Source organism: Neobacillus bataviensis LMG 21833 (genome assembly GCF_000307875.1).
Lineage (GTDB): Bacteria > Bacillota > Bacilli > Bacillales > Cytobacillaceae > Neobacillus > Neobacillus bataviensis.
In genome coordinates this window covers 1-23,561 of record NZ_AJLS01000041.1, presented here as the reverse complement: position 1 = coordinate 23,561, position 23,561 = coordinate 1, and the positions used below count along the sequence as shown (strand labels likewise).

At 37.8% G+C, this 23,561-nt stretch carries 28 protein-coding genes and 1 riboswitch; of the genes, 15 read left to right on the top strand and 13 right to left on the bottom strand.

All coding sequences use genetic code 11. The annotated features are described in order from the left end of the window. Positions 1 to 39: 39 nt before the first annotated feature. The 5 genes from BABA_RS05980 to BABA_RS05955 all read left to right on the top strand — a co-directional run bounded on the left by BABA_RS05980 (position 40) and on the right by BABA_RS05955 (position 3,579). Entirely contained in the window at positions 40 to 249 is a 210-nt protein-coding gene (locus BABA_RS05980) for a YheE family protein (RefSeq protein ID WP_007084243.1), read from the top strand. A gap of 78 nt (positions 250 to 327) precedes the next feature. Further along, the gene (locus tag BABA_RS05975; protein ID WP_007084242.1) at positions 328 to 519 is read left to right on the top strand and encodes a hypothetical protein; all 192 of its coding nucleotides are present in this window, start codon (positions 328 to 330) and stop codon (positions 517 to 519) included. A gap of 127 nt (positions 520 to 646) precedes the next feature. Further along, positions 647 to 1,555: a PucR family transcriptional regulator gene (locus BABA_RS05970; RefSeq protein WP_007084241.1), complete on the top strand. Its 909-nt coding sequence runs from the start codon at positions 647 to 649 to the stop codon at positions 1,553 to 1,555. A gap of 106 nt (positions 1,556 to 1,661) precedes the next feature. Then, on the top strand, positions 1,662 to 2,774 hold the full coding sequence (locus BABA_RS05965) for an ABC transporter ATP-binding protein (RefSeq protein ID WP_007084240.1): 1,113 nt from the start codon (positions 1,662 to 1,664) through the stop codon (positions 2,772 to 2,774). A 598-nt stretch (positions 2,775 to 3,372) separates the two neighbouring features. Further along, positions 3,373 to 3,579 (top strand): alpha/beta-type small acid-soluble spore protein, encoded by a 207-nt coding sequence (locus tag BABA_RS05955; RefSeq protein WP_007084238.1) that lies wholly within the window; start codon positions 3,373 to 3,375, stop codon positions 3,577 to 3,579. Positions 3,580 to 3,657: 78 nt separating this feature from the next. Here BABA_RS05955 and fumC read toward each other — a convergent pair whose 3' ends face one another. Then, the gene (gene fumC / locus BABA_RS05950) at positions 3,658 to 5,037 is read right to left on the bottom strand and encodes a class II fumarate hydratase (protein WP_007084237.1); all 1,380 of its coding nucleotides are present in this window, start codon (positions 5,035 to 5,037) and stop codon (positions 3,658 to 3,660) included. Positions 5,038 to 5,343: 306 nt separating this feature from the next. On the opposite strand from fumC, the gene BABA_RS05945 reads away from it, so the two are divergent. Further along, positions 5,344 to 5,964: an NAD(P)-dependent oxidoreductase gene (locus BABA_RS05945; RefSeq protein WP_007084236.1), complete on the top strand. Its 621-nt coding sequence runs from the start codon at positions 5,344 to 5,346 to the stop codon at positions 5,962 to 5,964. 98 nt (positions 5,965 to 6,062) lie between these two features. Here the strand turns inward: BABA_RS05945 and BABA_RS05940 are convergent, their stop codons facing one another. The 9 genes from BABA_RS05940 to thiT all read right to left on the bottom strand — a co-directional run bounded on the left by BABA_RS05940 (position 6,063) and on the right by thiT (position 13,218). Continuing rightward, positions 6,063 to 6,299: a hypothetical protein gene (locus tag BABA_RS05940; RefSeq protein WP_007084235.1), complete on the bottom strand. Its 237-nt coding sequence runs from the start codon at positions 6,297 to 6,299 to the stop codon at positions 6,063 to 6,065. Continuing rightward, positions 6,296 to 6,643, bottom strand: a complete 348-nt coding sequence (locus BABA_RS05935) for a YxlC family protein (RefSeq protein ID WP_007084234.1) — start codon at positions 6,641 to 6,643, stop codon at positions 6,296 to 6,298. The genes BABA_RS05940 and BABA_RS05935 overlap by 4 nt, the downstream gene beginning before the upstream one ends. Continuing rightward, positions 6,597 to 7,154 (bottom strand): RNA polymerase sigma factor SigY, encoded by a 558-nt coding sequence (sigY, locus tag BABA_RS05930; protein ID WP_007084233.1) that lies wholly within the window; start codon positions 7,152 to 7,154, stop codon positions 6,597 to 6,599. The genes BABA_RS05935 and sigY overlap by 47 nt, the downstream gene beginning before the upstream one ends. Before the next feature lie 170 nt (positions 7,155 to 7,324). After that, the gene (locus BABA_RS05925) at positions 7,325 to 9,400 is read right to left on the bottom strand and encodes a transglycosylase domain-containing protein (RefSeq protein WP_007084232.1); all 2,076 of its coding nucleotides are present in this window, start codon (positions 9,398 to 9,400) and stop codon (positions 7,325 to 7,327) included. Between the two features lie 128 nt (positions 9,401 to 9,528). Then, a complete protein-coding gene (locus tag BABA_RS05920) occupies positions 9,529 to 9,984 on the bottom strand; it encodes a helix-turn-helix transcriptional regulator (protein ID WP_007084231.1) in 456 nt (151 codons plus the stop codon). Positions 9,985 to 10,096: 112 nt separating this feature from the next. Beyond that, a complete protein-coding gene (locus tag BABA_RS05915; protein WP_007084230.1) occupies positions 10,097 to 10,252 on the bottom strand; it encodes a FeoB-associated Cys-rich membrane protein in 156 nt (51 codons plus the stop codon). Positions 10,253 to 10,268: 16 nt separating this feature from the next. Beyond that, complete coding sequence (gene feoB, locus BABA_RS05910; protein ID WP_007084229.1) at positions 10,269 to 12,272, bottom strand: ferrous iron transport protein B; 2,004 nt, start codon at positions 12,270 to 12,272, stop codon at positions 10,269 to 10,271. Continuing rightward, positions 12,272 to 12,496, bottom strand: a complete 225-nt coding sequence (locus BABA_RS05905) for a FeoA family protein (protein ID WP_007084228.1) — start codon at positions 12,494 to 12,496, stop codon at positions 12,272 to 12,274. Before BABA_RS05905 ends, feoB begins: the two co-directional genes overlap by 1 nt. A 143-nt stretch (positions 12,497 to 12,639) precedes the next feature. Next, positions 12,640 to 13,218, bottom strand: a complete 579-nt coding sequence (gene thiT / locus BABA_RS05900) for an energy-coupled thiamine transporter ThiT (RefSeq protein ID WP_007084227.1) — start codon at positions 13,216 to 13,218, stop codon at positions 12,640 to 12,642. Between the two features lie 120 nt (positions 13,219 to 13,338). Then, a riboswitch (TPP riboswitch) is annotated at positions 13,339 to 13,446 on the bottom strand. Between the two features lie 200 nt (positions 13,447 to 13,646). Between thiT and BABA_RS05895 the strand changes: the two genes are divergently transcribed. The 5 genes from BABA_RS05895 to BABA_RS05875 all read left to right on the top strand — a co-directional run bounded on the left by BABA_RS05895 (position 13,647) and on the right by BABA_RS05875 (position 18,933). Beyond that, on the top strand, positions 13,647 to 14,765 hold the full coding sequence (locus tag BABA_RS05895; protein ID WP_007084226.1) for a histidine kinase N-terminal domain-containing protein: 1,119 nt from the start codon (positions 13,647 to 13,649) through the stop codon (positions 14,763 to 14,765). A 120-nt stretch (positions 14,766 to 14,885) separates the two neighbouring features. Further along, the gene (locus tag BABA_RS05890) at positions 14,886 to 15,437 is read left to right on the top strand and encodes a GNAT family N-acetyltransferase (RefSeq protein ID WP_040345462.1); all 552 of its coding nucleotides are present in this window, start codon (positions 14,886 to 14,888) and stop codon (positions 15,435 to 15,437) included. Positions 15,438 to 15,622: 185 nt separating this feature from the next. Then, positions 15,623 to 16,930 (top strand): hemolysin family protein, encoded by a 1,308-nt coding sequence (locus tag BABA_RS05885; RefSeq protein ID WP_040345457.1) that lies wholly within the window; start codon positions 15,623 to 15,625, stop codon positions 16,928 to 16,930. A 187-nt stretch (positions 16,931 to 17,117) separates the two neighbouring features. After that, on the top strand, positions 17,118 to 17,519 hold the full coding sequence (locus BABA_RS05880; protein ID WP_268870146.1) for a MerR family transcriptional regulator: 402 nt from the start codon (positions 17,118 to 17,120) through the stop codon (positions 17,517 to 17,519). A gap of 61 nt (positions 17,520 to 17,580) precedes the next feature. After that, positions 17,581 to 18,933 carry a hemolysin family protein gene (locus BABA_RS05875; RefSeq protein WP_007084222.1) on the top strand — a complete coding sequence of 451 codons (1,353 nt, stop codon included), beginning with the start codon at positions 17,581 to 17,583 and terminating at the stop codon, positions 18,931 to 18,933. A 47-nt stretch (positions 18,934 to 18,980) separates the two neighbouring features. Here the strand turns inward: BABA_RS05875 and BABA_RS05870 are convergent, their stop codons facing one another. Together BABA_RS05870 and BABA_RS05865 are read right to left on the bottom strand one after the other, a co-directional pair. Then, the gene (locus BABA_RS05870; RefSeq protein ID WP_007084221.1) at positions 18,981 to 19,277 is read right to left on the bottom strand and encodes a hypothetical protein; all 297 of its coding nucleotides are present in this window, start codon (positions 19,275 to 19,277) and stop codon (positions 18,981 to 18,983) included. Between the two features lie 124 nt (positions 19,278 to 19,401). Continuing rightward, positions 19,402 to 19,689: a CGCGG family putative rSAM-modified RiPP protein gene (locus BABA_RS05865; protein WP_476703715.1), complete on the bottom strand. Its 288-nt coding sequence runs from the start codon at positions 19,687 to 19,689 to the stop codon at positions 19,402 to 19,404. A gap of 246 nt (positions 19,690 to 19,935) precedes the next feature. On the opposite strand from BABA_RS05865, the gene BABA_RS05860 reads away from it, so the two are divergent. The 4 genes from BABA_RS05860 (at position 19,936) to BABA_RS05845 (ending at position 22,639) form a co-directional block, all read left to right on the top strand. Further along, positions 19,936 to 20,247 carry a HesB/YadR/YfhF family protein gene (locus BABA_RS05860; RefSeq protein WP_007084219.1) on the top strand — a complete coding sequence of 104 codons (312 nt, stop codon included), beginning with the start codon at positions 19,936 to 19,938 and terminating at the stop codon, positions 20,245 to 20,247. Between the two features lie 245 nt (positions 20,248 to 20,492). Continuing rightward, a complete protein-coding gene (gene atpB / locus BABA_RS05855) occupies positions 20,493 to 21,251 on the top strand; it encodes a F0F1 ATP synthase subunit A (protein WP_420805980.1) in 759 nt (252 codons plus the stop codon). A gap of 23 nt (positions 21,252 to 21,274) precedes the next feature. Continuing rightward, the gene (locus BABA_RS05850; RefSeq protein WP_007084217.1) at positions 21,275 to 21,670 is read left to right on the top strand and encodes an ATP synthase F0 subunit B; all 396 of its coding nucleotides are present in this window, start codon (positions 21,275 to 21,277) and stop codon (positions 21,668 to 21,670) included. Positions 21,671 to 21,673: 3 nt separating this feature from the next. Further along, positions 21,674 to 22,639 (top strand): AtpZ/AtpI family protein, encoded by a 966-nt coding sequence (locus BABA_RS05845; RefSeq protein ID WP_007084216.1) that lies wholly within the window; start codon positions 21,674 to 21,676, stop codon positions 22,637 to 22,639. Positions 22,640 to 22,740: 101 nt separating this feature from the next. Here BABA_RS05845 and BABA_RS05840 read toward each other — a convergent pair. Continuing rightward, on the bottom strand, positions 22,741 to 23,561 hold an 821-nt coding region (locus tag BABA_RS05840), incomplete at its 5' end, for an LPXTG cell wall anchor domain-containing protein (RefSeq protein WP_007084215.1).

Genomic DNA, 23,561 nt, shown 5'->3' with positions numbered 1-23,561 from the left:
TATAAGTATGCCGCATATAATCAAAGGGGGACTAGACAAATGCTCATGCACTTCCAATTCAAGCCGTTATTTGAAAATAAAAATATTCCGGGCTGGAATTTTTCCTTTTATCATAAAAAGCAAAGGTATACAGGCGTCTACCACCAAACGGGGAAAATTGAATGGACCACGAATACACCTGAACAAGAAGATCTAGAGGCATTAACAAGCCAAGTTCATGAGTTAATGCTTTTTCATGTTTACGAGTAAAACTAAATAACCCTACAGCGCATGAAAAATTCTCCTTTCCGCAAACTAAGTTTGAAAATTAGGAAAGGGTGATTAGTCATGGAAAAAGGAAAAGAAAAGCTAACAAATGAAGGTTCCACTTACGAAGGCAGAGATATGGTCTATTTGGATATTGACCGGATGATCAATGAGGGTATGTCCGGCGGCTCCGTTCATGCTCGTCATGATACCACAAATATTGAAGAAGCTCGCGATCTTGTTCAGGAACAACCGCCATATGAGTGTGATTAATATTTATTGCCATTACAAGAGGCTGGCCCCTATTAAATAGGCCCAGCCTCTTTTATTTTTACCCCTTTACTCACAATTGGTATAATAGAACCTATATTGAAAAAATTTGATAATGGGGAATTGAACCTTGCTGAAAAAATTAGTATCACTATATGAAAATTCCATCTTGTTTTCCAAGCGACCTAATCAACCATCTGAACAATTTTATTACTTCTTTAGTGAGGCCGAGAACGAATGGATTGGTATTCCTAAAACGGATGTGAGTGAAAAAGAATTAAGGTTGCTTACAGCTCTTTACAGTTTAGAGTCATTTCAGGTACCCAGGACCTCTACGACGGAAAAGGCATGGTATGACTTTTTATTTTCACATGCCCCTGTCCCGCCAACCCACACTGAGACATTTATACGATTGATTCAGTTCCATATTAATGGTAATGATGTTAACCAAGGGGAAATCGAATCCGCCTTAAAAGGATTTTTCACGGACAATTGTCTTATTATTTGGGAGAATGGAAGCCGGGGAATGGTTATTGAAGAGAAAAAGCAAATTACGCTTTCTGAAGAAGAATTAATTGCGATGTCGGAAACATTGGCAAGCGACTTTTATGTAAAAATATCCTTTTTCGTTGGAAAGTTACATCACCTTTCTGATCAGCTTCGCGCAAAATTTCTATTGGAAAAGGAATACTTTTCATTTGCTATGACAAAACTTACCAATCCGGCAATATTTACATTTGAACGGGTTTTCCCTGCCTATTTGGCACATCACTTGCCAGACGAATTAAATAAAAGGGGCAGCCAGGAAATCGTTGCGGTATTTCATGATGATCCTGAACTATTTTCTACAATAAAAGTGTTTCTGGAAAACAATTTAAATGCCAGTATGACGGCTAAAAAATTGTATATTCACCGCAACACACTCCAATACCGAATTGATAAATTTACCGAGAAGACTGGAATCGGGTTAAAAGATTTTTATGGAGCGTTTACCGTCTTCTTTGCCTGCCTACTTTTTGAAAATCAACAGGAAGGATGACAATGTGCCCAAAAAAGCGTTTTCATTCTTTGTGCAACCTGTCCATATGGTTTTCATGCCTATCCCTGTAAACTAAAGGTACAAGAAAACCAGGGAGGAATTCCAAATGGCAGAGTTAAAATTAGATCATATTTATAAAGTTTACGATAATAAAGTAACCGCAGTAGAGGATTTCAATTTGCATATTGAAGATAAGGAATTTATCGTGTTTGTCGGCCCATCTGGCTGCGGTAAATCCACAACACTTCGGATGATTGCCGGTCTTGAAGATATCTCAAAAGGTGATTTCTATATTGATGGAAAAAGAGTCAATGATGTAGCGCCAAAAGATCGCGATATTGCGATGGTTTTCCAGAACTACGCTCTTTATCCGCATATGACAGTTTATGATAATATGGCCTTCGGCTTAAAGCTTCGTAAATTTCCAAAGGATGAAATCGATCGCCGCGTAAAAGAAGCAGCAAAGATTCTTGGCTTAGAAGCGTATTTAACTCGTAAACCAAAAGCACTTTCAGGTGGTCAGCGTCAGCGTGTTGCCTTAGGCCGTGCGATTGTCCGGGATGCAAAAGTATTCTTAATGGACGAACCTTTATCAAACCTTGATGCAAAGCTTCGTGTTGCGATGCGTGCGGAAATTGCCAAGCTTCACCGTCGTTTGGATACGACTACTATTTATGTTACCCACGACCAAACAGAAGCCATGACAATGGCGACAAGATTGGTTGTAATGAAAGATGGAGTTATTCAACAGGTCGGTTCACCTAAGGAAGTATATGAAAAACCGGAAAATGTATTTGTTGGCGGCTTTATCGGTTCTCCTGCGATGAACTTCTTTAATGGTAAATTAGAAGAAGGAAAATTTGTAAATGGAAACGTCTCCGTTGCGGTTCCGGAAGGTAAAATGAAATTCCTTCGTGAACAAGGTTATGTTGGAAAACCAATTATCCTTGGGGTTCGCCCGGAAGACATTCATGACGAGCCTGTATTTATTGAAGCATCTATTGGAACTAAGATTAAAGCCAATATTGATGTGGCGGAATTAACAGGTGCCGAATTAATGGTCTATTCTAGTTTTGGTGGACAGGACTTCGTTGCTCGCCTTGACTCTCGTGCAGATGTCCATCCTGGCGATACTGTAGACCTTGCGTTTGACTTAAACAAGGCTCATTTCTTTGATGCCGATACAGAATCAAGAATTCGTACCCTTACTGAAAAATAATCATATTCCTGTGGTGATCCCCGTTAAGCTTTTAACGGGGATTATTCTTTTATAAAAACGACTTCATCTGATTGACAAGTAGAACATCTGTATAGATGTGGACACTTTTCCCCTGAATTCGTATCCGGATACCCATCTTCCATTTTCATTAAATTTATCTCCATATATGGACTATAATCATCGTAATAATCCATAAGTCTGCCGCTTTCCATCATAGGTTCTCCGCAATTTGTACAAAATAAGTTGAGCTCCCTTAAACCATTGCAGACCGGGCATATCGCCATACATTTCACCCTTTGAGTTATTTGATAATCTTAGTTTATGTTAATATACCCGACCTATGTAGCGGAATTAATTACCAAATAAAATCTCGAATAGATCTTTAAGAATGATTCATAATAAAGATTACAAAGCATCAACAAGCAACAATTACACCGATGGATGAAGCCAACCAAAAAGGGTCTTAACCGGTGCAAATCCGGATCATCCAACCATATTACTAAAAGGATACAATAATAATATGGGTTAGGCCTAGAGGCAATCATATGGTTCAATTCCATACTGACCCCAAACTTATTAAGAGGAGTGTTATTCAACTATGCCAAGTAACAACAACAACTCTAACCAACTTTTAGTACCAGGTGTTCAACAAGCACTAGATCAAATGAAATTCGAAATTGCTTCAGAATTTGGCGTAAACCTTGGTGCGGATACTACTTCACGTGCTAACGGTTCTGTCGGTGGAGAAATTACCAAGCGTCTTGTTCAAATGGCTGAATCTCAAATGGGCGGTTTCGGACGCTAATATTAAGCAAAAACACTTATAACAAATAAATAATTTGGCTTAGCCCCCTCCTTTATCGGAGGGGGCTTTCATTGTTGTTTATACCATTTTTTCTGGCTTCAACCATTCTGCAAATTGTTCGGCCGTAACATATCCGGTTTTGAGGGCTGCTTCCTTCAACGTACTATTTTCCTTAAACGCAAGTTTGGCAATCTCCGCCGCTTTTTCGTAGCCAATATGCGGGTTTAACGCTGTTACCAGCATCAACGACCGTTCTAGGTGCCCCTTAATGATTTCCACATTTGCCTCAAGACCCACCGCACAATTATTATTAAAGGAGTTTATTCCATCCGTAAGAAGCCTAATAGATTGGATTAAATTATAAATGATGACAGGTTTAAATACATTCAGCTCAAAATTCCCTTGACTGGCAGCAAAGCCAATGGTGGCATCATTGCCAAACACTTGGCATGCGATCATGGTTAATGCTTCGCTTTGTGTTGGATTCACCTTTCCCGGCATGATTGAGCTTCCAGGTTCATTGGCCGGAATGGATAGTTCTCCAATTCCGCTTCTTGGGCCGCTTGCAAGCCAGCGGACATCATTAGCAATTTTCATTAGATCAGCGGCTAGAGCTTTTAGTGCTCCGTGTACGTAGACAATCTCATCATGACTTGTCAATGCGTGAAATTTGTTTTCTGATGAGCGAAAAGGGCAGCCCGTAAGTGATGAAATCTGCTCAGCGGTTTTATTGCCAAACTGCGGGTCGGCATTAATTCCTGTGCCCACTGCGGTACCGCCAATCGCTAAATTGAGGAGATAGGCACTAGCTTCCTGGATCATTTTTTCGTTCTTCTCAAGCATTGCCCTCCAGCCGCTTATCTCCTGCCCAAGTGTAAGTGGTGTGGCATCTTGCAAATGCGTCCGGCCGATTTTAACAATGCTTGAAAAAGCTTTTTCTTTGTCAAGTAGTGTGTTTTTTAATTGTTGTAGGGCTGGAATTAACGTTTCGGTAATTTTTATATAGCCGGCAATATGCATCGCCGTTGGAAACGTATCATTGGAGCTTTGCGACATATTGACATCATCATTTGGATGAATTCTTTCTGAGCTGACCTGTTCATTCAATAAATGGTTGGCTCGATTGGCAATTACTTCGTTGACGTTCATATTGGTTTGGGTACCGCTCCCCGTCTGCCAGACAACTAATGGAAAATGTTCATCATAGTCGCCATTATGAATATCATCACAAATCTTATGAATCACCTTCATTTTTGCTTCACTCAGTTTTCCTAATTGAAAATTTACGGTCGCAGCTGCTTTTTTAATAAAGGCCAAACCATAAATGAGCTCCAAAGGCATTTTTTCGGTGCCAATTTTAAAATTTTGCTTACTCCGCTGTGTCTGTGCCCCCCAATATTTGTCTGCCGGGACACGCACCTCACCAAGCGTATCTTTTTCAATTCGATCATTCTCCACGTAGATATCCACCTCACATTTTCATACTCCTTCCATATATATACCCAATCATCCCCTTTTTATAATAAAATAGGAAAGTTTCCTAATTAGGCAAAAAAAACTGCAGACATTTTGTCTGCAGTTTATGCTTTGAAAAGGGTATATCCGATATAATAAGAAAGGATTAAAAAACTACCGATGCCTAAGACAACTGAGTACTCTGACATATACATCCACCTCTATATTAGTGTAACTTTAAAATAACATAAGGGTCAGGATGAATAAGTGATAGAAATAACACTTTAGTGACTAAGGAGTGAATTTTTTGTGAACATTTGCCTTTTGGGGACAACAGGAAGAGTGGGTTCGGTTATTCTTGAAAATGCCTTAGCACATCAACTTTCGGTCAAAGCCGTAGTGAGAAATCTAAATAATTGTCCCATTGAGGCTCCGGGGCTCACCGTGATTGAAGGAAATGTCCTTGATGAAGCAGTTCTTGCTGAGACGATTAATGGAACAGATGCAGTCATCAGTGCGCTAAATACGGATGGGAGTACAACACTTTCTGATTCCATGCCTATTATTATCAGGTATATGCGGGAAACTGGAATCCGGCGGATTATTACGATTGGAACAGCTGGTATCCTGCAGGCTCGATCTGCCCCGCATTTATATCGTTTTCAATCGGCAGAGTCAAAACGCAAGAGCACGAAGGATGCAGAGGAACATTTAAAAGCTTATTTGTTATTAAAAGAGTCTGGGCTTGATTGGACAGTCGTTTGCCCCACATATTTGCCTATCGGTGAACGAATTGGCAGGTACCGATACGAAAAGGACGTCTTACCGGAAAATCCTTCGTCCATCTCGATATTTGATACCGGCGATTTCGCGTTTCAACAGCTTTTTAGCGATGAATTTATTGGTTCACGAATCGGGCTTACCTATTAAAAGTTCGCGGGATTTTTCAACGAATCACAAACTAATAAAGAGCCGGTTCTCTAAAATGAGAGGAGCCGGCTCTTAACTTATCATGTAAATTTGTAAACTCAGTCGTACCAATCATCATCGTTTGAGTCGCTCTTTTTCTGATTATTCTTGCGGAAGATTTTTCTGACAAAAATTAAGTAAAATAGGGTTGGCATTGGTGCCTGAATTAGACCAACAATTCCCCAAAGCCAATAATTATGATTGCGTTTTCTGGCATCGATAAATAAATATATGCTTTGCATCATTAAAATTAGGACAACAATGATAACCGTATTTAAAGAAAGATCCTTATTCATATATGATTCGCCTTCTTTATGAGCCGAACACTAGTGTAAACCACGATGAAGATACTGGTGATGATTTGCACAATGATAAAAATTGCCGGCATTTGATAAAGGGATATAATCATCCCACTTAAAATGATAAATGCGATAATGGAAAAAATTGATAAGTCCCTGATCAATATTTTCTTCTTGTTTTGCTGCTCCTGTATCACAAATTGTTCAAACCATTGTAAATTGGGCGTATAGACAGGGAATTGATCGATCCTTTGTAATCCCTCTTGCAGTTCGGCAATCGTATCTAAGTCTTGTTTATTTTGTTGTTCGCTGTTCAGTATGATGACTTTCTGTTTCTTCACCCAGCTTCAGCTCCCTTCTGACTGACTTTATTCCATTATGCACCCGTGATTTTACTGTTCCAGAAGAAATTTTCATCCATTCTCCGATTTCTTCATAGGAATATCCATAGTAATGCTTCAAAATGATAGGAACCCTAACATCCTCTGGTAGTTTTCCAAGCGCCTCAAGAGCGTCATTCCACTCCTCATTCCTGCTTTCAAAATGCCATTTCAACTTACGGTATACTTCCTCTTGTCCTTGCCAATTTTTCTCTCGTTTCATTTTTCGGCATTGGTCAATATATGTATTGGTCGCAATTGAAACCAGCCATGTACTAAATTTGCTTTGACCATTATAAAGGTGAATCTTTTGCACACATTTCGCCATTGTTTCCTGTGCTAGTTCTTCAGCTGTATCGGGATTCATTGTAATTTTCATTAAATATTTTACAAGGAAAGGATAATTCTCTTTAAACAACATGGCAAAAGCTAGATGATCCCCCTTTTTCGCATTTTTAATCAATGCATCCATTCGGCAATAGCCCTCTCTTTCCCCATCATCCTTGCTTATCTCTATTTATTTGTTAGACGCATGAAACAGCAAATCGTTCATTCTATTTTTTAGATTCTAGCTTATTTCGTTAAATGTCAATATTTGTTCATAGGAAAAAGGCACGAACTTCGCCGTGCCTTTCCAAGGAGTTAATGCCCATGCCCCTTTTCCTTTTCCTTTTCCTTTTCCTTTTCCTTTTCCTTCCCCTTGCCTTTCCCCTTGTTCTTCCATTTCTCTTTCTGTTTGTTCCACTTTTCTTCCCATTTTTGCACTTCGTTGTTAAATTTCTCCCCAAAATTACTCTTTTCTTCTTCCTTTTTCCGTTGTTCAATCAAAGATGCAATATGCGGTACCTTAAAGCTTTCGTTTGGTGAATTTATCAAAGCTTCATTCATGACTTCACGGAAAATAACCGATGAACCTGTTCCGCTAGTAGGCGTTATATAATGGTCGGCATCGGTTTTATCATAACCCACCCAAAAAGCTCCCACTAACTGCGGGGTATAACCGACAAACCATTGATCCTTCAAACCGTTAATTCCTTTAATTGGTACCTGAGTTGAGCCGGTTTTTCCTGCCGTTTCCCGGCCAGGTATTTGCGCCGATTTCCCTGTCCCCTGCTCTACAACACCAAGAAGCATTGTCGTCATGTTGTCTGTTACAGCTTTGGTTGTTACCCTCTCTTTTTCAACCTTCCATTCCGCTACAACCTTTCCGCCCGAATCAACAATTTTCCTAATAACATGTGCTTTAATCCTAACACCGCTATTTGGAAAAACCGAGAAGGCTTCAGCCATACTTAAGGGTGAAACACCTTTATGTAAACCACCAAGGGCAAGTGATAAATTATTGTCTGCTTTATCTAAAGGAATACCAAACCGTTTAACCGAATCCAAACCTTTTTCAATTCCAAGCTCATTTAGCAGCCATACAGCGGAAACATTTTTCGATTCCTTTACCGCCTCATACATTGGCACTTCGCCTGCATATTGATGGTCGTAGTTACTTGGTTGATAATTTCCAAAGTTCATTGGCTCATCTTTTAACATATCCGTTATTTTCCTGCCGTCTTCAAGTGCCGGAGTATAGACAGCTAGTGGTTTAAAGGAAGAACCAGGCTGTGCTTTTAATTGAGTGGCCCTATTATAACCTCTAAAGGTATGCTCGCCTCTGCCCCCTACAAGCGCCCTGACCCCTCCCGTTTTTGGATCCACTAAAATACCGCCACTTTGCACAAGACGATCGTTACTAGAAGGAAATAAGGTATCATTCGTATAAGTATTTTCTATTGCCGTTTGCATCAAAGGATCAAGCTCTGTATAAATTTGATAGCCGCCGGTCAATAATTCGTCCTGGGTAAACCCATACTCATGAATGGCTTCATCTAATACCTGATCTACATAATATGGGTATTTCCCGCGGAACGGATCGCCGCCCTTATCATTCAAGACGACTTTTTCCTGTTTTGCTTTTTCAAATTGCCCCGCAGAAATAAAGCCTTGCACCTTCATTTGCGCTAACACAAGGTCGCGCCGCTCCGTTGCTTTTTCCATATGTTCGTATGGATTAAGCGCTGATGGCGCTTTTACCAATCCTGCTAGCATGGCAGATTCACTTATGGATAGATCTTTAACGTCTTTTGCAAAATATTTACCAGCAGCTTGTTTAATTCCATATGCACCATTTCCAAAGTAAATTTGGTTTAAATACATTTGCAGGATCTCTTGTTTCGTGTATTCCCGGTCAACCGCAATCGCTAAAAATACCTCTTGGAGTTTCCTCTTAACTGTTTTTTCAGAAGTGAGGATTGTATTTTTCGTCAATTGCTGCGTGATAGTACTCCCCCCCTCAACCATTCCGCCTGCCTTAATATCACGGAGCAGCGCTCTCGAAGTACCAATTAAATCCACCCCATTATGCCGGTAAAAACGATGATCCTCTATGGCAACGATGGCATTTTTCATGGAATCGGGCACTTCCTTAATTGGCACCCCTTCATTTTTATTGGCAGACACCTTACTGGCCACATTCCCGCCGACATCATAAAAAACGGTTGGTTGTGGAAGCTCATTTTTCAGTTCTGAAATATCTGCATCCTTAGAAAAATAATATAGAAGACCAAAAAAACTTAAAATCATCAATAACATAACTAACATGATTATTTGGAGTAAATGCCATTTTTTCCAATTCTTAAAAATGCCACTCACTTTCTTTTTAAATACCAATTTGATGACATCCTTTATCTGTAATCTCTATAACAGGTATACTTTTCGAAATTCGGCCTGTTTTTATGTCGGTTCAGATATGAAAAAAAGATGAGCGATAGGAGCCCATCTTTTCCAAATCTTGATTATTATTCGCTCTTTGTTAGTTCTTTATAGCGCTGTTTTGATAGCTTTTCATCGAAACTGCTAAAGATCCGATAATTTCTTTCATCTAAAATCCGAAAATGTTTACTTAAAATATTTTGCTGGAGAATGAATCCATTCTTCTGGGTTAGGACTTTCCACCAAACCCTGCCGCCCAACGTTTTTGTCTTACGAAGATCAATTCCATTAAGGGCCACCGTTTCTAATACCTCTAGGGGCTCGTTTCCAAATAAAAATTGGACTGTTTCCGTTTCGCGAAAGAGGGCACAAATCGATACAACAGTAGACCAGTTGGCAAGAACTCTTCCTTTTTCAATTTGCACCAGTGTTTTCTTCGATAAACCAATAATGTCCGCCATCTTATCCTGTGTATAACCTGCTTCCGTCCGGATTAGACGAAGCTTTTCGGAAACCTGCATGATAATTTCTTCTCTGGTCACTTTTAAGCCCTTCCTTCAAATGCATCTAGTGTAATTTTACACAAGATCTCACCATCATTCAAATTTTATGATAAAAAAACTGCTATCCTTTTCAGATAGCAGCTTAAAATAACTATTTCACTTGCGGGGGAAGGCCGCACTGGCTGGAACAGGAATTTTTCAAATCACACGCCGCACATTTTCCCTTTTTCGATTTATTAATAAACTTCACTAATGAAAAGCTCGCATATCCAAAAATCGCCACACCGATGACCACACTGGCAATCATTTTCTCCACCTCTTTTTTAAATTAGTCCAAATAACTTTCCGCCTTGGAAAATAATCAAAGACAATACATAGGCAATTACGAATGCATAAATCATGGAAAAAGCCGTCCATTTTTTCGATCCTGTTTCTTTATAAATGGTTGCCACGGTTGCTAAGCATGGGATATATAAAAGGATAAATACCATAAAGCTATACGCAGCAAGCGGGGTATAATAATCGGCCAATAATCCTTGCAAGCTGGCATCATTTGGAACAAAGTAAATAATATTCATCGTGGAAATAATCGCTTCTTTAGCCAAGAAACCAGTAATTAATGAAGCAGATGCCTGCCAAGTACCAAAACCAATCGGATCAAAAATGGGGGCAATCACATTGCCAATCGCTGCTAAATAACTATCATCCATATCTACTTTTAATCCTTGTGGTCCCGCATATGATAACAGCCAGATAAAGACAGAACCGGCAAAAATAAACGTTCCTGCTTTCCTTACGAACCCTTTTCCCTTGTCCCAAGTGCTTCTCCATAATGACTGGAACTGCGGAAGCCTGTACGGTGGAAGCTCGATGACAAATAAGGATGTTTCTGATTTTAATAAAGTAGTAGAAAAGATTTTTGCTAGAATTAAAGCAACTACAATCCCTAGAACATAAAGGCTTAAAACAACGAATGCCTTATGGCCTGCAAAAAAAGCTCCTACAAATAAGGCATACACGGGCAAGCGGGCGGAACATGACATTAACGGCGTCAACAAAATGGTCAACAACCGCTCCCGAGGAGTTTCAATCGTTCTTGCTGCCATAATTCCAGGTACATTACAGCCAAAGCCGATCATCATCGGAATAAACGCCTTGCCATTTAATCCAACCGATTCCATGATTCTATCCATGACCAAAGCAACACGAGCCATATACCCTGAATCCTCTAATAATGAAATAAAGAAAAACAGAATAAAGATTTGCGGTACGAACACAAGAACCCCGCCGACCCCTGCTACTAATCCTTCAATGATTAAAGCATGAATAAAATCTGAGGCGTTTATAGCTGTTAAAACATTTTCGAATCCAACAGTTACAGGCCCTGTTAAAAAGCCATCTAATACATCCGATAACGGTGTGCCAAGCCAATCAAATGTCAGCATAAACATCAAGTACATAAGCAGCAAAAAAATCGGCATCCCCAGATAGCGATTGGTTACAATGGAATCAATTTTTTCAGATAACGGGATGTTCGTATCACTTTTTTTAGCGACCTCTGCGACTATTTTTTCTATTACTTCTTTTCTTTTTTGATAAATGAAATTAGATAATGATTTACTATCAACTTGTTTCTGCAGTTTTGCTTCCAGGTTGGCCATTATCGTATGCAGTCGTTGTTTGTCTGCAATCCTATTTACATAGTCTATTACATATTCATTTCCTTCAAAATATTGAATCGCCAGAAAGCGTAGCGAGTGATTGGTTTTACCGCTTAACTCGCCTGCTAGGGAAGTTATCGCCTCTTCCACCTCTTTGCCATAGTAGACAAGATTCTTTTTGGCAGGCTGAATTGATTTCGTGGAAATGACATCTACTAGTTTGTCACAGCCTTTTCCGCTCCTTGCCACGACGGGGACGACAGGAACGCCGAGAACCTTTGATAGTTTGGAAGAATCGATTTGAATCCCGCGTTTACTCGCTACATCCATCATATTAAGACCGATGAGGGCAGGCTTCTCAAACTCTAGCAATTGCAGGGTCAAATGTAAATTCCGTTCTAATTGCGATGCATCTAAGATATTGAGCAACCGATCAACCGACTCATTCAAAAAGAAAGAGGTCACAACACCTTCATCCTTTGAAAGTGGATTTAGTGTATAGACTCCGGGTAAATCAATTAATTGGCCGATATTATTTTTAAAAACGCCAACTTTTTTTTCAACTGTCACACCGCTCCAGTTACCAACATACTCATAGGAACCTGTTAGATTATTAAACAATGATGTTTTCCCAGTATTGGGGTTTCCAATAAGAGCGATTTCCATTATATTCTCTCCACTTCAATCTGAACTGCCTCTTTACGGCGAATGCCGACGCATTGTCCACATGATTCAATCATAATCGGGCCGCCAAATGGCATAACACATTTCACACACACTTCTGAACCTTCCGTAATACCTAAATCAAGCAAGCGTCTTTGTACTAGGCGACCAACATGTGAAAGGTCTGTAATTTTCCCTTTATCTCCTGTTTTTAAAGAACCAAACATGTATATCACCCTACCCTAGGTTAATTGAGAATGATTATCTTTCTATATTGACATTTTAACATTATTTTTAGAAAAAAAGGATAGTAATTTTGTGACAAAAGTTAAAAAAAAAAAAAGAAAGCTTTTCGCTTCCTTTTTTGTCCCTATGAAAAAGTCTTCTTTGGCATTGCGCTCATCACAAGAATGACAATAATTGTACTGATAATAAAGCTTGGGAGCATGTATGTTCCATTATAAAGCAGGGAGTAGATGGCTACTGGCTGACCCTTTGGTGCATACTCGCCGAAAAAGACCGCCCCGGCAATAACATGACAAAAATAGCGCAGCAAACTTCCAATAAAGGAACCTAATACAACATAGGAAATCCATTTGCCTTTTACTCCTTCATGAAGGGATTTCCTAATCTGCCCGGCAAAAACACCTGCTAAACCAACTACAGTAAAGGCAATAAAGTAATCAAGAAAACCCTGTACAATGAAATAAATTTTGCCGAATCCCAAAACTACCTGTAATACCCCAAGTAAAAATCCCGTTAACAGCCCACCTTTTATCCCCCAGCGGTACGCCATTAGAAAAATCGGAACCATAGCGATGGAAATGGAACCACCCTGTGGCCAAATTTTTAGTGAAAGTAATTCTGCGGCCATGTCCAATAACAAGGCAAGTGCTGAAAAAACAGCTACCTCGGTAATAAATAGCGTGTTACTTCTCTTTTTGTTCATTCTTCCTTCCCCCTATTCTTATAAAATTCATTTGATTTCTTCCTAAAACCAATAGGGTGCCGTAAAAAAGAACAATAAAAAAAGCAATGCAAGACGAAAAGGATTGTCTGCATTGCTTTAATATCCGGCAAACCACATCCCTACGCTAGTGTTAACTAACAGGTTCATAGGGTCAGAACTCTTACGTTCACTCTCAGCCGCCTTTAGGCAGCCCCCCCTGTGGAAGTATTCAATTGATTCCATAAAAAATATACTATTGTTTATAGGCTTTTACAAGGAAAATATTACAATCCTCTTGCGATTCTGTCTAAAAGAATCGACTTTTCATATTGGGATATTTATTAATCTTCCATTTTAAAAAGGATTTTTGCCTTTATCAGCGAATTAACATGATAATCAGTTTTGTGAATACCATGGGGGGAAACAACATGTTTACGGGAGAACAAACGGATTTAATCGCCTTTTTTAATCAAAACAAGGAGAACTTAGTTCAAGAATGGGAAAATGCTATTGTGGTCAATCATGGAGACCCCTTTAAAATGAAAATTCGTGAAAACGGTGAAGCTTTATTAAATGTATTACTTACAATGCATTTAAGATCTAAATCAGAGCTCCTAGGAATTATTGAAAAAATTGCGATAGAGGTATCTGAAGAAAGAGTTTTAGCCGATATTAACATCGGTGACTTTGTTTATAATGTAAATCTTGGAAGAACGGTTTTATTTAGCTATTTAGGAAAATCAGGTACATCCTGGTCTGAGATGCAGGTAGCAATCAATATGATCAATTTTTGCTTCGATAAATTTCTCTATTATGCTGTATCCCATTTTTCGGAAGCAAAAAATAGAATCATCGAAGAAAAGACAATGTTCATTGATTCAACACACCAAGACCGGTTGACCCTTCTTGGTCAAATGACTTCGAGCTTTATTCACGAATTTAGAAATCCGCTTACATCTGTACAGGGATTTATTCAATTACTTAAGGCTGATTTTCCAAACATGAGATATTTGGATATTATTTCAAGTGAGTTAGATCAGCTGAACTTTCGAATATCACAGTTCTTATTACTTTCTAAAAAAGAATTAATTGGGAAAGAGAAAGTTCGCTATGAACTAAATCAGCTTATTGATGAGGTATTAAATTTCCTTTATCCAAGTATTTTAGACGGTAAAGTAAAGGTCATTAAAAATTTAAGTGAGGACTTTACCCTAAATGGCTATGCTGACGAAATTAGACAGGTTTTCATTAATATCATTTTTAATGCGATCGATGTATTGAACCATCATGAGGTTCCTAATCCCACCATCGAGATTAGCAGCTGTATAGTGCCCAACGAGCAAATTAAAATCAGTATTTCCAATAATGGCCCAGTAATCCCTGCAGAATTACAAAAGACCATTTTCGAACCCTTTTTCACAACAAAAAAACTAGGGACAGGTCTAGGATTATTTGTATGTAATGAAATAATCGAAAAGCATAAAGGGAATTTAACCTGTGATTCTTACCTAGGTAAAACCACCTTTTCAATATACTTACCCATGTAATAACCGAAGACTGTCAAATCCCACTTTTATTAAAGAGGGATTTTTTATTTGATTCTTCTCCCGACAGTACATTCTTTTGCATATGATGTACTAAAAATTTTTTATTGGGAGAATAAGCTTATGTTTACATTAAAGGTGGATCACGAAATTGAGCTTCAATTATTTCAACGACATCATGCCTTACAACTTTATCAGCTTGTGGAGGAAAACCGGGAACATTTACGCGAATGGATGCCATGGGTTGAAAGTATGACTTCCCTCTATCAATTTGAGGCAATTATTCCAGTGTGGCTTTCACAATTTGCAGAGAATAGTGGAATGAACGTTGGGATTGTTTACAAAGGTGAACTTGTTGGCTCTTTGGGATTACATCAAATTGATTGGTATAACAGCATGGCTAGCATCGGCTATTATCTTGCCAGAAATGCAGAGGGTCATGGGGTTATCACCCGTTCTGTTCAAGCCTTTTTAAATTATGCCTTTTTCCAATTAGGATTAAACCGAATAGAAATACGCTGCGGTGTAAAAAACAAAAAAAGCCGGGCAATTCCTGAAAGACTTGGTTTTGTAAAAGAGGGGAAACTTCGGGACGGAGAGCATTTAAATGGTTCTTTCCATGATCTTATCGTCTACAGTATGCTTGCCCGAGATTGGGGTTCCTTACACATTTAAAGGTTTATCATACCGCCAGTTTGACGGCATTTTTTCATGAAGCTGCTGCACTATTTGCTAAACAATACTTTTTTTGGAATAATAATAATAATACTACGGTCGTTTATTATGAAGTAGGAATTAATGAAAGTATAGCGCTAATCGTAAGTGAGGTGGCATACCTTACTCAGGAAGTAAGGGTTCCGATGATTTGGATGAATGTTTTCATTATAGCTGTATTAATTGCCTTAACTGCTTTTTTTGTTGCATCAGAATTTGCCATCGTAAGGGTAAGAACAACACGAATCGACCAATTAGTTTCAGAAGGGAACACAAAAGCTGAAGCCGCAAGAAATGTCGTCTCTAACATGGACGGGTACCTTTCCGCCACACAAGTGGGTATTACCATCACTTCCTTAATATTAGGGTGGCGGGGTGAGCCTACTGTCCGAGAGATTTTGGAGCCAATCTTTTCTTGGATTCACATTCCGTTATCTTTGGAACCCATTTTAGCGACGTTTCTTGCATTTGCCATTATTACTTTCTTCAATGTGGTCATTGGTGAATTAGCACCGAAAACATTTGCCATTCAAAAGGCCGAAGAAATTATTTTGTTATTTGCGGGGCCATTAATCTTATTTTATAAAGTTTTATATCCGTTCATTTGGATTCTTAATCGGTCTGCTCGATACATTACAGGACTATTCGGAATTAAACCTGCTTCTGAACAAGATCTTGTCATGTCCGAGGAAGAGTTACGGATGATCCTATCCCAAAGCTATGAGAGCGGAGAAATCAATCAATCTGAGTACAAGTATATGAATCGAATATTTGAGTTTGATGATCGGATTGCGAAAGAAATCATGGTGCCAAGAACTGAAGTTATCACGCTTTCCAAAACGGCAAAAATGGATGAAATTATCGAAACCATTAAACAAGAAAAGTATACAAGGTATCCTTTAATTGATGGTGATAAAGATAATATTTTGGGTATTGTCAATATTAAAGAGGTTCTAACTGATTGTATTGAGCAAAAATGTCTCGGTGAAGAACCACTTATCCCCTATTTAAAGCCTGTGATTCATGTGATTGAAACGATCCCAATTAAAGAGCTTTTAGTGAAGCTGCAAAAAAACCGAACCCATTTAGCTATATTATCTGATGAGTATGGCGGTACCGCAGGGATTGTGACGGTCGAAGACATTCTTGAAGAAATTGTCGGTGAAATACGGGATGAGTTTGATATGGATGAAATTCCTTTAATCCAGAAAAAAGGAAATGAGAATTTTATTTTGGATGGAAAGGTTTTAATTGGTGAAGTAAATGACCTCCTTGGCACGACACTTGAAGAAGATGATGTCGACACAATTGGCGGTTGGTTTTTAACACAAAAGTTTGATGTCCATGAAGGTGATTCCATTGAAACAGACGGTTTCATCTTCCAAATAAAAGAAATTGAAGGTCACCATATATTATATATTGAGGTAAGAAAAGCGGAAGCGCCTCCTAATTAGGAGGCGTCGTTTGCACAATTAAATTTTTGTAATATTTTGATTTACCAAATCATATTTACTGTTATTTTCCATAATATATTGTTATCAAGTATTATTCTAACCAGAACGTTTGACTGTACAGTTTAAATTCTTTATAATTAAGGTTAATTTATAGATGTTGAGGTGGTAAGATGGGGCTGTCTATCGAATTGGTGAAATAGCAAAAATAGCTCATGTTTCGAAACGAACAATTGACTATTATACGTCTATTGGCTTATTGAAGGCAGAGCGCTCTAAGTCAAACTACCGCATTTATTCGGATGAATCATTGGACGATTTAAAGTTTATTGAAGAATGCAAGAGTCTGCACTTTCCATTAGACGAGATTAGAAGAAAACTAGAAATGAAGAAATCAAGAAACATTCGTGAATCAGAGGTAGAAAAACATGTAAGTGCTGTTACACAGCAAATGAAGCAGCTTCACAGCGACTTATTTGATCTTCAACCTATTTTGGAAAAATTGGATGATCAGCAAAAAGAGAAGCTAACAAACAATCTTAGCCTGCTTCGCACAGCGCTCATGAATTCCCTTCTGAATGTAACGAGTTAATTTTTTTAAATTACTGGGAGGTGACACCTTACCCGTCTAATATCGGGATAAGGGAACTTATTTGGACATATTTAACTTGGTTATTATAGCCATTTTAATTGCCTTAACTGCTTTCTTTGTAACTTCGGAATTTGCTATTGTTAAAATTAGAAGTTCACGAATCGATCAGTTAATAGAGGAAGGAAATTCGAAGGCTGTTTCAGCAAAAAGGGTCATTTCAAACCTTGATGAATATTTGTCTGCCTGTCAATTAGGTATTACGATCACGGCTTTGGGCTTAGGTTGGATTGGGGAATCGACCATTGAGCATATGCTTGGGCCAGTCTTCCAAAGGCTAAACGTTCCTGAGAGCGCAACACAAATATTATCAATTGGAATTGCGTTTGCGACCATTACATTTTTACATGTGGTCGTTGGAGAACTCGCACCTAAAACACTGGCCATCCAAAAGGCTGAACTAATTACGTTACTTGTCTCACGCCCGCTTATCCTATTTTATAAAATCATGTACCCGTTTATTTGGGTGCTTAATGGGTCTGCTCGGATTGTTTCAAGTATGTTTGGGTTAAAGCCCGTTTCCGAAAATGAAATTGCCCATACAGAGGAAGAGCTTCGAATTATCCTATCTGAAAGCTATAAAAGTGGTGAAATTAACCAATCAGAGTTTAAGTATGTAAATAAAATCTTTGAATTTGATAATCGAATTGCCAAAGAAATCATGGTTCCGCGAACAGAAATGGTTTCATTGTCAAAGGATGATTCATTAGAAACTTTTCTAGAGGTTTTACGTGAAGAAAAGTTTACACGATATCCTGTTATTGATGGAGATAAAGATCATATCATTGGCCTGATCAATATCAAAGAGGTCATGACCGATTTAATTGGTAATGAAAATTTATCATCTCAAACATTAGAAAACTATTCGCGACCAATCATTAGAGTAATAGAAACGATTCCCATTCATGATTTGTTAGTAAAAATGCAAAAAGACCGTGTGCATATGGCAATCTTAATGGACGAATATGGCGGGACATCAGGGCTTGTTACGGTTGAAGATATTCTTGAAGAAATCGTCGGCGAGATCCGTGATGAATTCGATATGGATGAAATTCCAGAAATCCGCAAAATTAAAGAAAACCATTATATTATTGACTCTAAAGTATTAGTAACCGAAGTGAATGATTTATTAGGTGTAGAAATTGACGATGAAGATGTAGATACCATTGGCGGTTGGATTTTAACTGAAAATTATGAGGCAAAAGAAGGCGACTTTATTCACCATGATTCATACACCTTTAAAATCCTTGATATGGAAGAACATCATATTAAATATGTGGAAGTAACGAAAAATGTTCATAATGAAGAAACAACGTCCCTAAAGATTGCTGTATCAAAATCTGAGGTTTTATCATAATAAATGAAAATAGACCGTATCGCTCGGTCTATTTTTTTTGCCTATCCTTATTTTGTTTTTAAAATAATTAACTCCTCTTCTACCTTTGCGATCTTTACTAAATGAGAATCAAGGCGGCGATTGATATGCTGAATTTCTTTGCTTTGTGTTTCTTCAATACGTTGAAGGGAATCTTTAATATCAGATAAATCTATTTGGTTGACTTCAACTCTATGTTCAATGCTGTCCATTTTCTCTAATCTTGCCAACCTTTTTTCAATGTTATCCAGTGTGGTATTAAAAGTATGGATTAGACTTTTAATATCATCGACATTTTCGGAAATCTTTTCGAATTGTTTTTCCATGGTCAAAAACTCCCTTTTTCTATTTCCTTTATTTTATCATCGTTTTCACTATAAACATGTTACAAAAACGGTAACAATAAACGTTAAAAACCAAAAATAAATTTAGAAGTTTTTGTGAACAACATTAAATTTTCCAAACCCTCAGCACATATCCCCCACAGCCACACTGGTCAATGAATTTTATCCTTACCTTATCCGGAAACATTTCTTCAATTAATAGCTGCAAATAATCAGTAGGATTTCCAAATACTGAGGAAGTCACAAGGTTTACAAAACAGCCGGTTCCTGTTTCTTCCACTGCCTCTAATGCATCATTTATTATTAGGTCGATATCCTGTTCATATTCATCGTGTTCCAAATTTTTCGTCCAATCTTTATTCATATGATCCCCCTGGGTGAATGGATTTGTAATATTTATTAAAACACTTTTTAAACCAAGTTATGTTGATTTTTCGCACAGATGTGAACAATTAGAAGCGAAAAAATGAACATTTTTTAAATTCCCTCAAATCCCTCTTTGACCGTGAAAATTGTCACATGCAAAACTTATGAAAAGTTATAATCTTTTATTATAAGGAAATGGGAAACTGCTTCTATTATAGATTCATATTTTCTGTCCTTATGACATAATCAACTAGGAAAAGGTTGGTGTATAAATATGTTCATATCTATCGATGAAAAGGCTTCCTCGTGGTTCACAAGAGAATTCGAGTTCAATAAACCATTCAGCATTCGGATGTTTCCTCAATATGCCGGGTTTGGACAGAAACATAAAGGATATAGTCTAGCTTTTTCTGCTGAATGCCCTGCAAACGTAGGTTTTACAAAAGAAGTAAATGGCATTACGTTTTATGTTGAAGGGAACGATGTTTGGTTCTTCGAGGATACCGAAACCTGCTTGACTATTGATGCTCACCTTGATGAAATCAAAGTAACCTACAAAGAGGAAAATTGCCCCGCAATTAATTAATGTCGATAATTTATTTATTTAAAGGTAAAAAAACAGGCTGGATGATTTATCATCCAGCCTGTTTTCTTATTATTACTATTCTACACAATAAAATATGTAAAACACACCTAAAGCTAACAACCTTTCCCACCTTGGTAACTAAATTATTCAGAAAATTAAGTAATTACTGTGAACTATGTTACAATAATTTCTTTTTTTGTATATAATATATATGACACGAGTATTCCCTCACACTCAACTGTTCCTTGCCATTCGAAATCCATACTTTTCATAGAAAGGGGTTGGACATCACGGAACACTCGAGGCCTCAAATAGTTTTGTATCATTTAACGTTTGATTTATCCATCATTTTAACCACAACCATTGCTGCAATTATTGTTTTTCTCATTGCCTACTTATTTACAAGAAACCCCGCTATAGGTACACCAAATAGGCGGCAGAATTTTATGGAGTGGATTCTAGAGTTTGTTAAGGACATCATGAATTCATCAATGGTCGCCTCCAACAATTTATTTATATTGTCAACCGGGGTTGCACTCTTAATGTACTTATTCATTGCAAATCTAATGGGAGTTCCCTTCTCTATTATTACTGTTGAAGAACATCCCGTTGCCTGGTGGAAATCTCCTACTGCCGACGCACATGTTACCATGACGCTCGCCATCATGATCATTGCTTATACCCACTTCATCGATATCCGCTTACACGGCTTCAAACATTTTTTTATAAGCTTTTTCAAACCATTTAAGATCCTATTCCCTATCAACGCCATCGAACAACTTGCTACAACATTAACGCTCGGTCTTCGGTTATTTGGGAATATTTATGCCGGGGAGGTTATGCTTGCCCTCATAGCAAATACTGTAACCCATGGATTCTTCATCAGCCTTCTAGCTTCTGTACCAATGATAATCTGGCAGGCATTTTGTATTTTTATCGGTGCAATTCAAGCTTATATCTTTGTCACTCTTACAATGGTTTATATTGCTCATAGAATAACCTAAAAATGTGAAGGGAGTAATATGGTATGGGGGATATTACGTTATTTGGTCTGCCAATTTCATTAGGTACCATGATCTATCAGGCCAGTATTTTTACTATTTTAGTTTTAATTTTAAAGAAGTTTGTTTTAAAAAAGCTTGTGGATATTCTCGACAAAAGAAAAGAGCGTATTGAAGATCAGTTAAAATTAACGGAAAAATGTAAGTTCGATGCAAAAGTCAACCTTGAGGCTAGCGAAGCAATCCTCAAACAAGCTAAAATAGAGGCAAGGGAAATCATAAAGCACAGTGAAATAAAAGCAAAACTGATAATTCAAGAGGCGAAAGAAGAGGCAAAAGAAATTAAAAAGGACGCTAAAGTGGAAGCATTTCGAACAAATACACACACTTTTCCCCAAAACACTCAAATAAAGGGGGCATAACTGATGAAGCACAAGTTTACTAAATACTTGGGCAGAGTAACAGAAAATCTCGAGTTAGATTTTGAAGAAAAGTGGATTTATGTTCATTACACAATAGGATCGAGTGAAAAAACGGCTTGTTTGCTGAAAAATGAGAATAAATCCGAGATAGAGTATCTTGACAGCTTTTTCGAAGAAAACAAGGTGTCGGAAGAAATGCAAAATGAGGTTAAGAAATTTTTAATAAATGAAAAGAATCGCAATGAAACACATTGGAATGAGTTCACTACCTTTCTAATGAAAACCCTCTCTTTAAATATGGTTTTTGGGATTGCCATTGCTTTATCCGTTTATGGCGGGTTTAGGCTCGGATCTTTTCTTGACAATCGATTTGAGCTATACCCTACATTTACATTAATTGGTACATTTTTAGGGATTGGTATAGGCGGATTAACTGTTTATTCAATGGTTCAAAAATACTTTAAATCCCCCAAACAGGAGGAACGAAAAAATAAGGATCCTTTAAGGATGGATTTGACCGATAACAAAAATCACCCAATCATTGATGTATCTATTGAAGAAGTACGGAAAGCAGTTAGGTCGTTTTCCGATAATTTGCCAAAGGGAGTTTTCCGGACGATTCTAGTCCAGGAAGATAACAGTATCGACTTTAAACAGCTTGCCCCACTTCTTGGCGGTATCCCTTCTAAAAAATTCTATATGTCAAAGGAAACCTATGATTTATTTGAAGACGGTGAAAAACAAATTCCGATAGAAATGGATATTGTGCAGAAGGCTGTTGATCTTTATGTGAAGGAGCAAAAAGAGTATCCAATGTTGAAATTTGATCCACAGCGCAGAGTGAATTATTATCAGCTTTTACAAGAGCACTACCTTAAAGCAGCTCCGGAAACACAATTTTACATTACTGACCTGGACGGTCTAATCACACATATCAAACCACAGAAAAAGAACTCCTCACTTAGCTGAGGGGTTAGCGCCATTTCAAAAAGAAGCTGTATTTAAAATCATGACTATCGATTTTAAATACAGCTTTTTAATTACTTATCTTTTTCTAAATATCTGTTGTTTTAAGCTTGTTTCCGCCATTTTATAAAGAACAATATAGAACCAAGTAACAGAAGTAGTAATCCAGCAGCTAAAAGATTAAAAGAATTTGTTGCAGTATTTGGCAACCCATTACCGTTCTGGGAAATAGGGGCTTTGACCTCAAGCGATGTTTGGTCTCCTTCAACCTCGAATACAGTAAAAGTGCTAAAGTGATTTGTATTTACTGTAACCTTGCCATTTTTATATATAGCACCAGGTACTAATTCCCATTTCATGGTTTGCTCATTAAAATAGAAAACCTTCAAATTATTTGTGTTTTTAATCTTATTCATATTAACATCAAATACCAGCGTAACTGGGTCAGCGAATTGATGGATAACTTTGCCATCAATGATGATTGTAAAATCATAAACTGAACCTTTAGCATTACTAATGTTGGCTACAGGCTTCAAGACAACATCCACAGTTCCCTTGGTAAAGATACTTGTAGGGATTTTTAGGGTTACTTCATCATTTTGAACAGTAAGCGGAATATCGTTAGCCTTCAAAAGCTCCACTTGTTCTTTTGTCAATTTCAACTCAATATTATGCTCTTTTCCTAAATCAATAGAAAGCTCACCATTATTCCCAGATATTTTGTCAATAACAGCTTCAAAATCCTTTTTATCAATCGTTGCTTTACCATTTTTCATTTTAGGATTTACAATCTCGACACGTTTCGATTTGTCCTTATCTGGTTTTGTGCCGCTATCTCCACCATTGTTATCTCCTGGCTTCGTGCCGCCATTTCCACCATTGTTATCTCCTGGCTTCGTGCCGCCATCTCCACCATTGTTATCTC

What these genes read in the sequence shown, in the direction of transcription:
- BABA_RS05885 (WP_040345457.1), top strand. Translation starts at nt 15,623, where the DNA reads ATGATTTGGATGAATGTTTTCATTATAGCTGTATTAATTGCCTTAACT.
- BABA_RS05940 (WP_007084235.1), bottom strand. Translation starts at nt 6,299, where the DNA reads ATGAATAAGGATCTTTCTTTAAATACGGTTATCATTGTTGTCCTAATT.
- BABA_RS05980 (WP_007084243.1), top strand. Translation starts at nt 40, where the DNA reads ATGCTCATGCACTTCCAATTCAAGCCGTTATTTGAAAATAAAAATATT.
- BABA_RS05895 (WP_007084226.1), top strand. Translation starts at nt 13,647, where the DNA reads ATGTTTACGGGAGAACAAACGGATTTAATCGCCTTTTTTAATCAAAAC.
- BABA_RS05905 (WP_007084228.1), bottom strand. Translation starts at nt 12,496, where the DNA reads ATGTTTGGTTCTTTAAAAACAGGAGATAAAGGGAAAATTACAGACCTT.
- BABA_RS05965 (WP_007084240.1), top strand. Translation starts at nt 1,662, where the DNA reads ATGGCAGAGTTAAAATTAGATCATATTTATAAAGTTTACGATAATAAA.
- BABA_RS05870 (WP_007084221.1), bottom strand. Translation starts at nt 19,277, where the DNA reads ATGGAAAAACAATTCGAAAAGATTTCCGAAAATGTCGATGATATTAAA.
- BABA_RS05915 (WP_007084230.1), bottom strand. Translation starts at nt 10,252, where the DNA reads ATGATTGCCAGTGTGGTCATCGGTGTGGCGATTTTTGGATATGCGAGC.
- BABA_RS05890 (WP_040345462.1), top strand. Translation starts at nt 14,886, where the DNA reads ATGTTTACATTAAAGGTGGATCACGAAATTGAGCTTCAATTATTTCAA.
- thiT (WP_007084227.1), bottom strand. Translation starts at nt 13,218, where the DNA reads ATGAACAAAAAGAGAAGTAACACGCTATTTATTACCGAGGTAGCTGTT.
- feoB (WP_007084229.1), bottom strand. Translation starts at nt 12,272, where the DNA reads ATGGAAATCGCTCTTATTGGAAACCCCAATACTGGGAAAACATCATTG.
- BABA_RS05850 (WP_007084217.1), top strand. Translation starts at nt 21,275, where the DNA reads ATGGGGGATATTACGTTATTTGGTCTGCCAATTTCATTAGGTACCATG.
- BABA_RS05845 (WP_007084216.1), top strand. Translation starts at nt 21,674, where the DNA reads ATGAAGCACAAGTTTACTAAATACTTGGGCAGAGTAACAGAAAATCTC.
- BABA_RS05975 (WP_007084242.1), top strand. Translation starts at nt 328, where the DNA reads ATGGAAAAAGGAAAAGAAAAGCTAACAAATGAAGGTTCCACTTACGAA.
- BABA_RS05860 (WP_007084219.1), top strand. Translation starts at nt 19,936, where the DNA reads ATGTTCATATCTATCGATGAAAAGGCTTCCTCGTGGTTCACAAGAGAA.
- BABA_RS05955 (WP_007084238.1), top strand. Translation starts at nt 3,373, where the DNA reads ATGCCAAGTAACAACAACAACTCTAACCAACTTTTAGTACCAGGTGTT.
- sigY (WP_007084233.1), bottom strand. Translation starts at nt 7,154, where the DNA reads ATGGATGCATTGATTAAAAATGCGAAAAAGGGGGATCATCTAGCTTTT.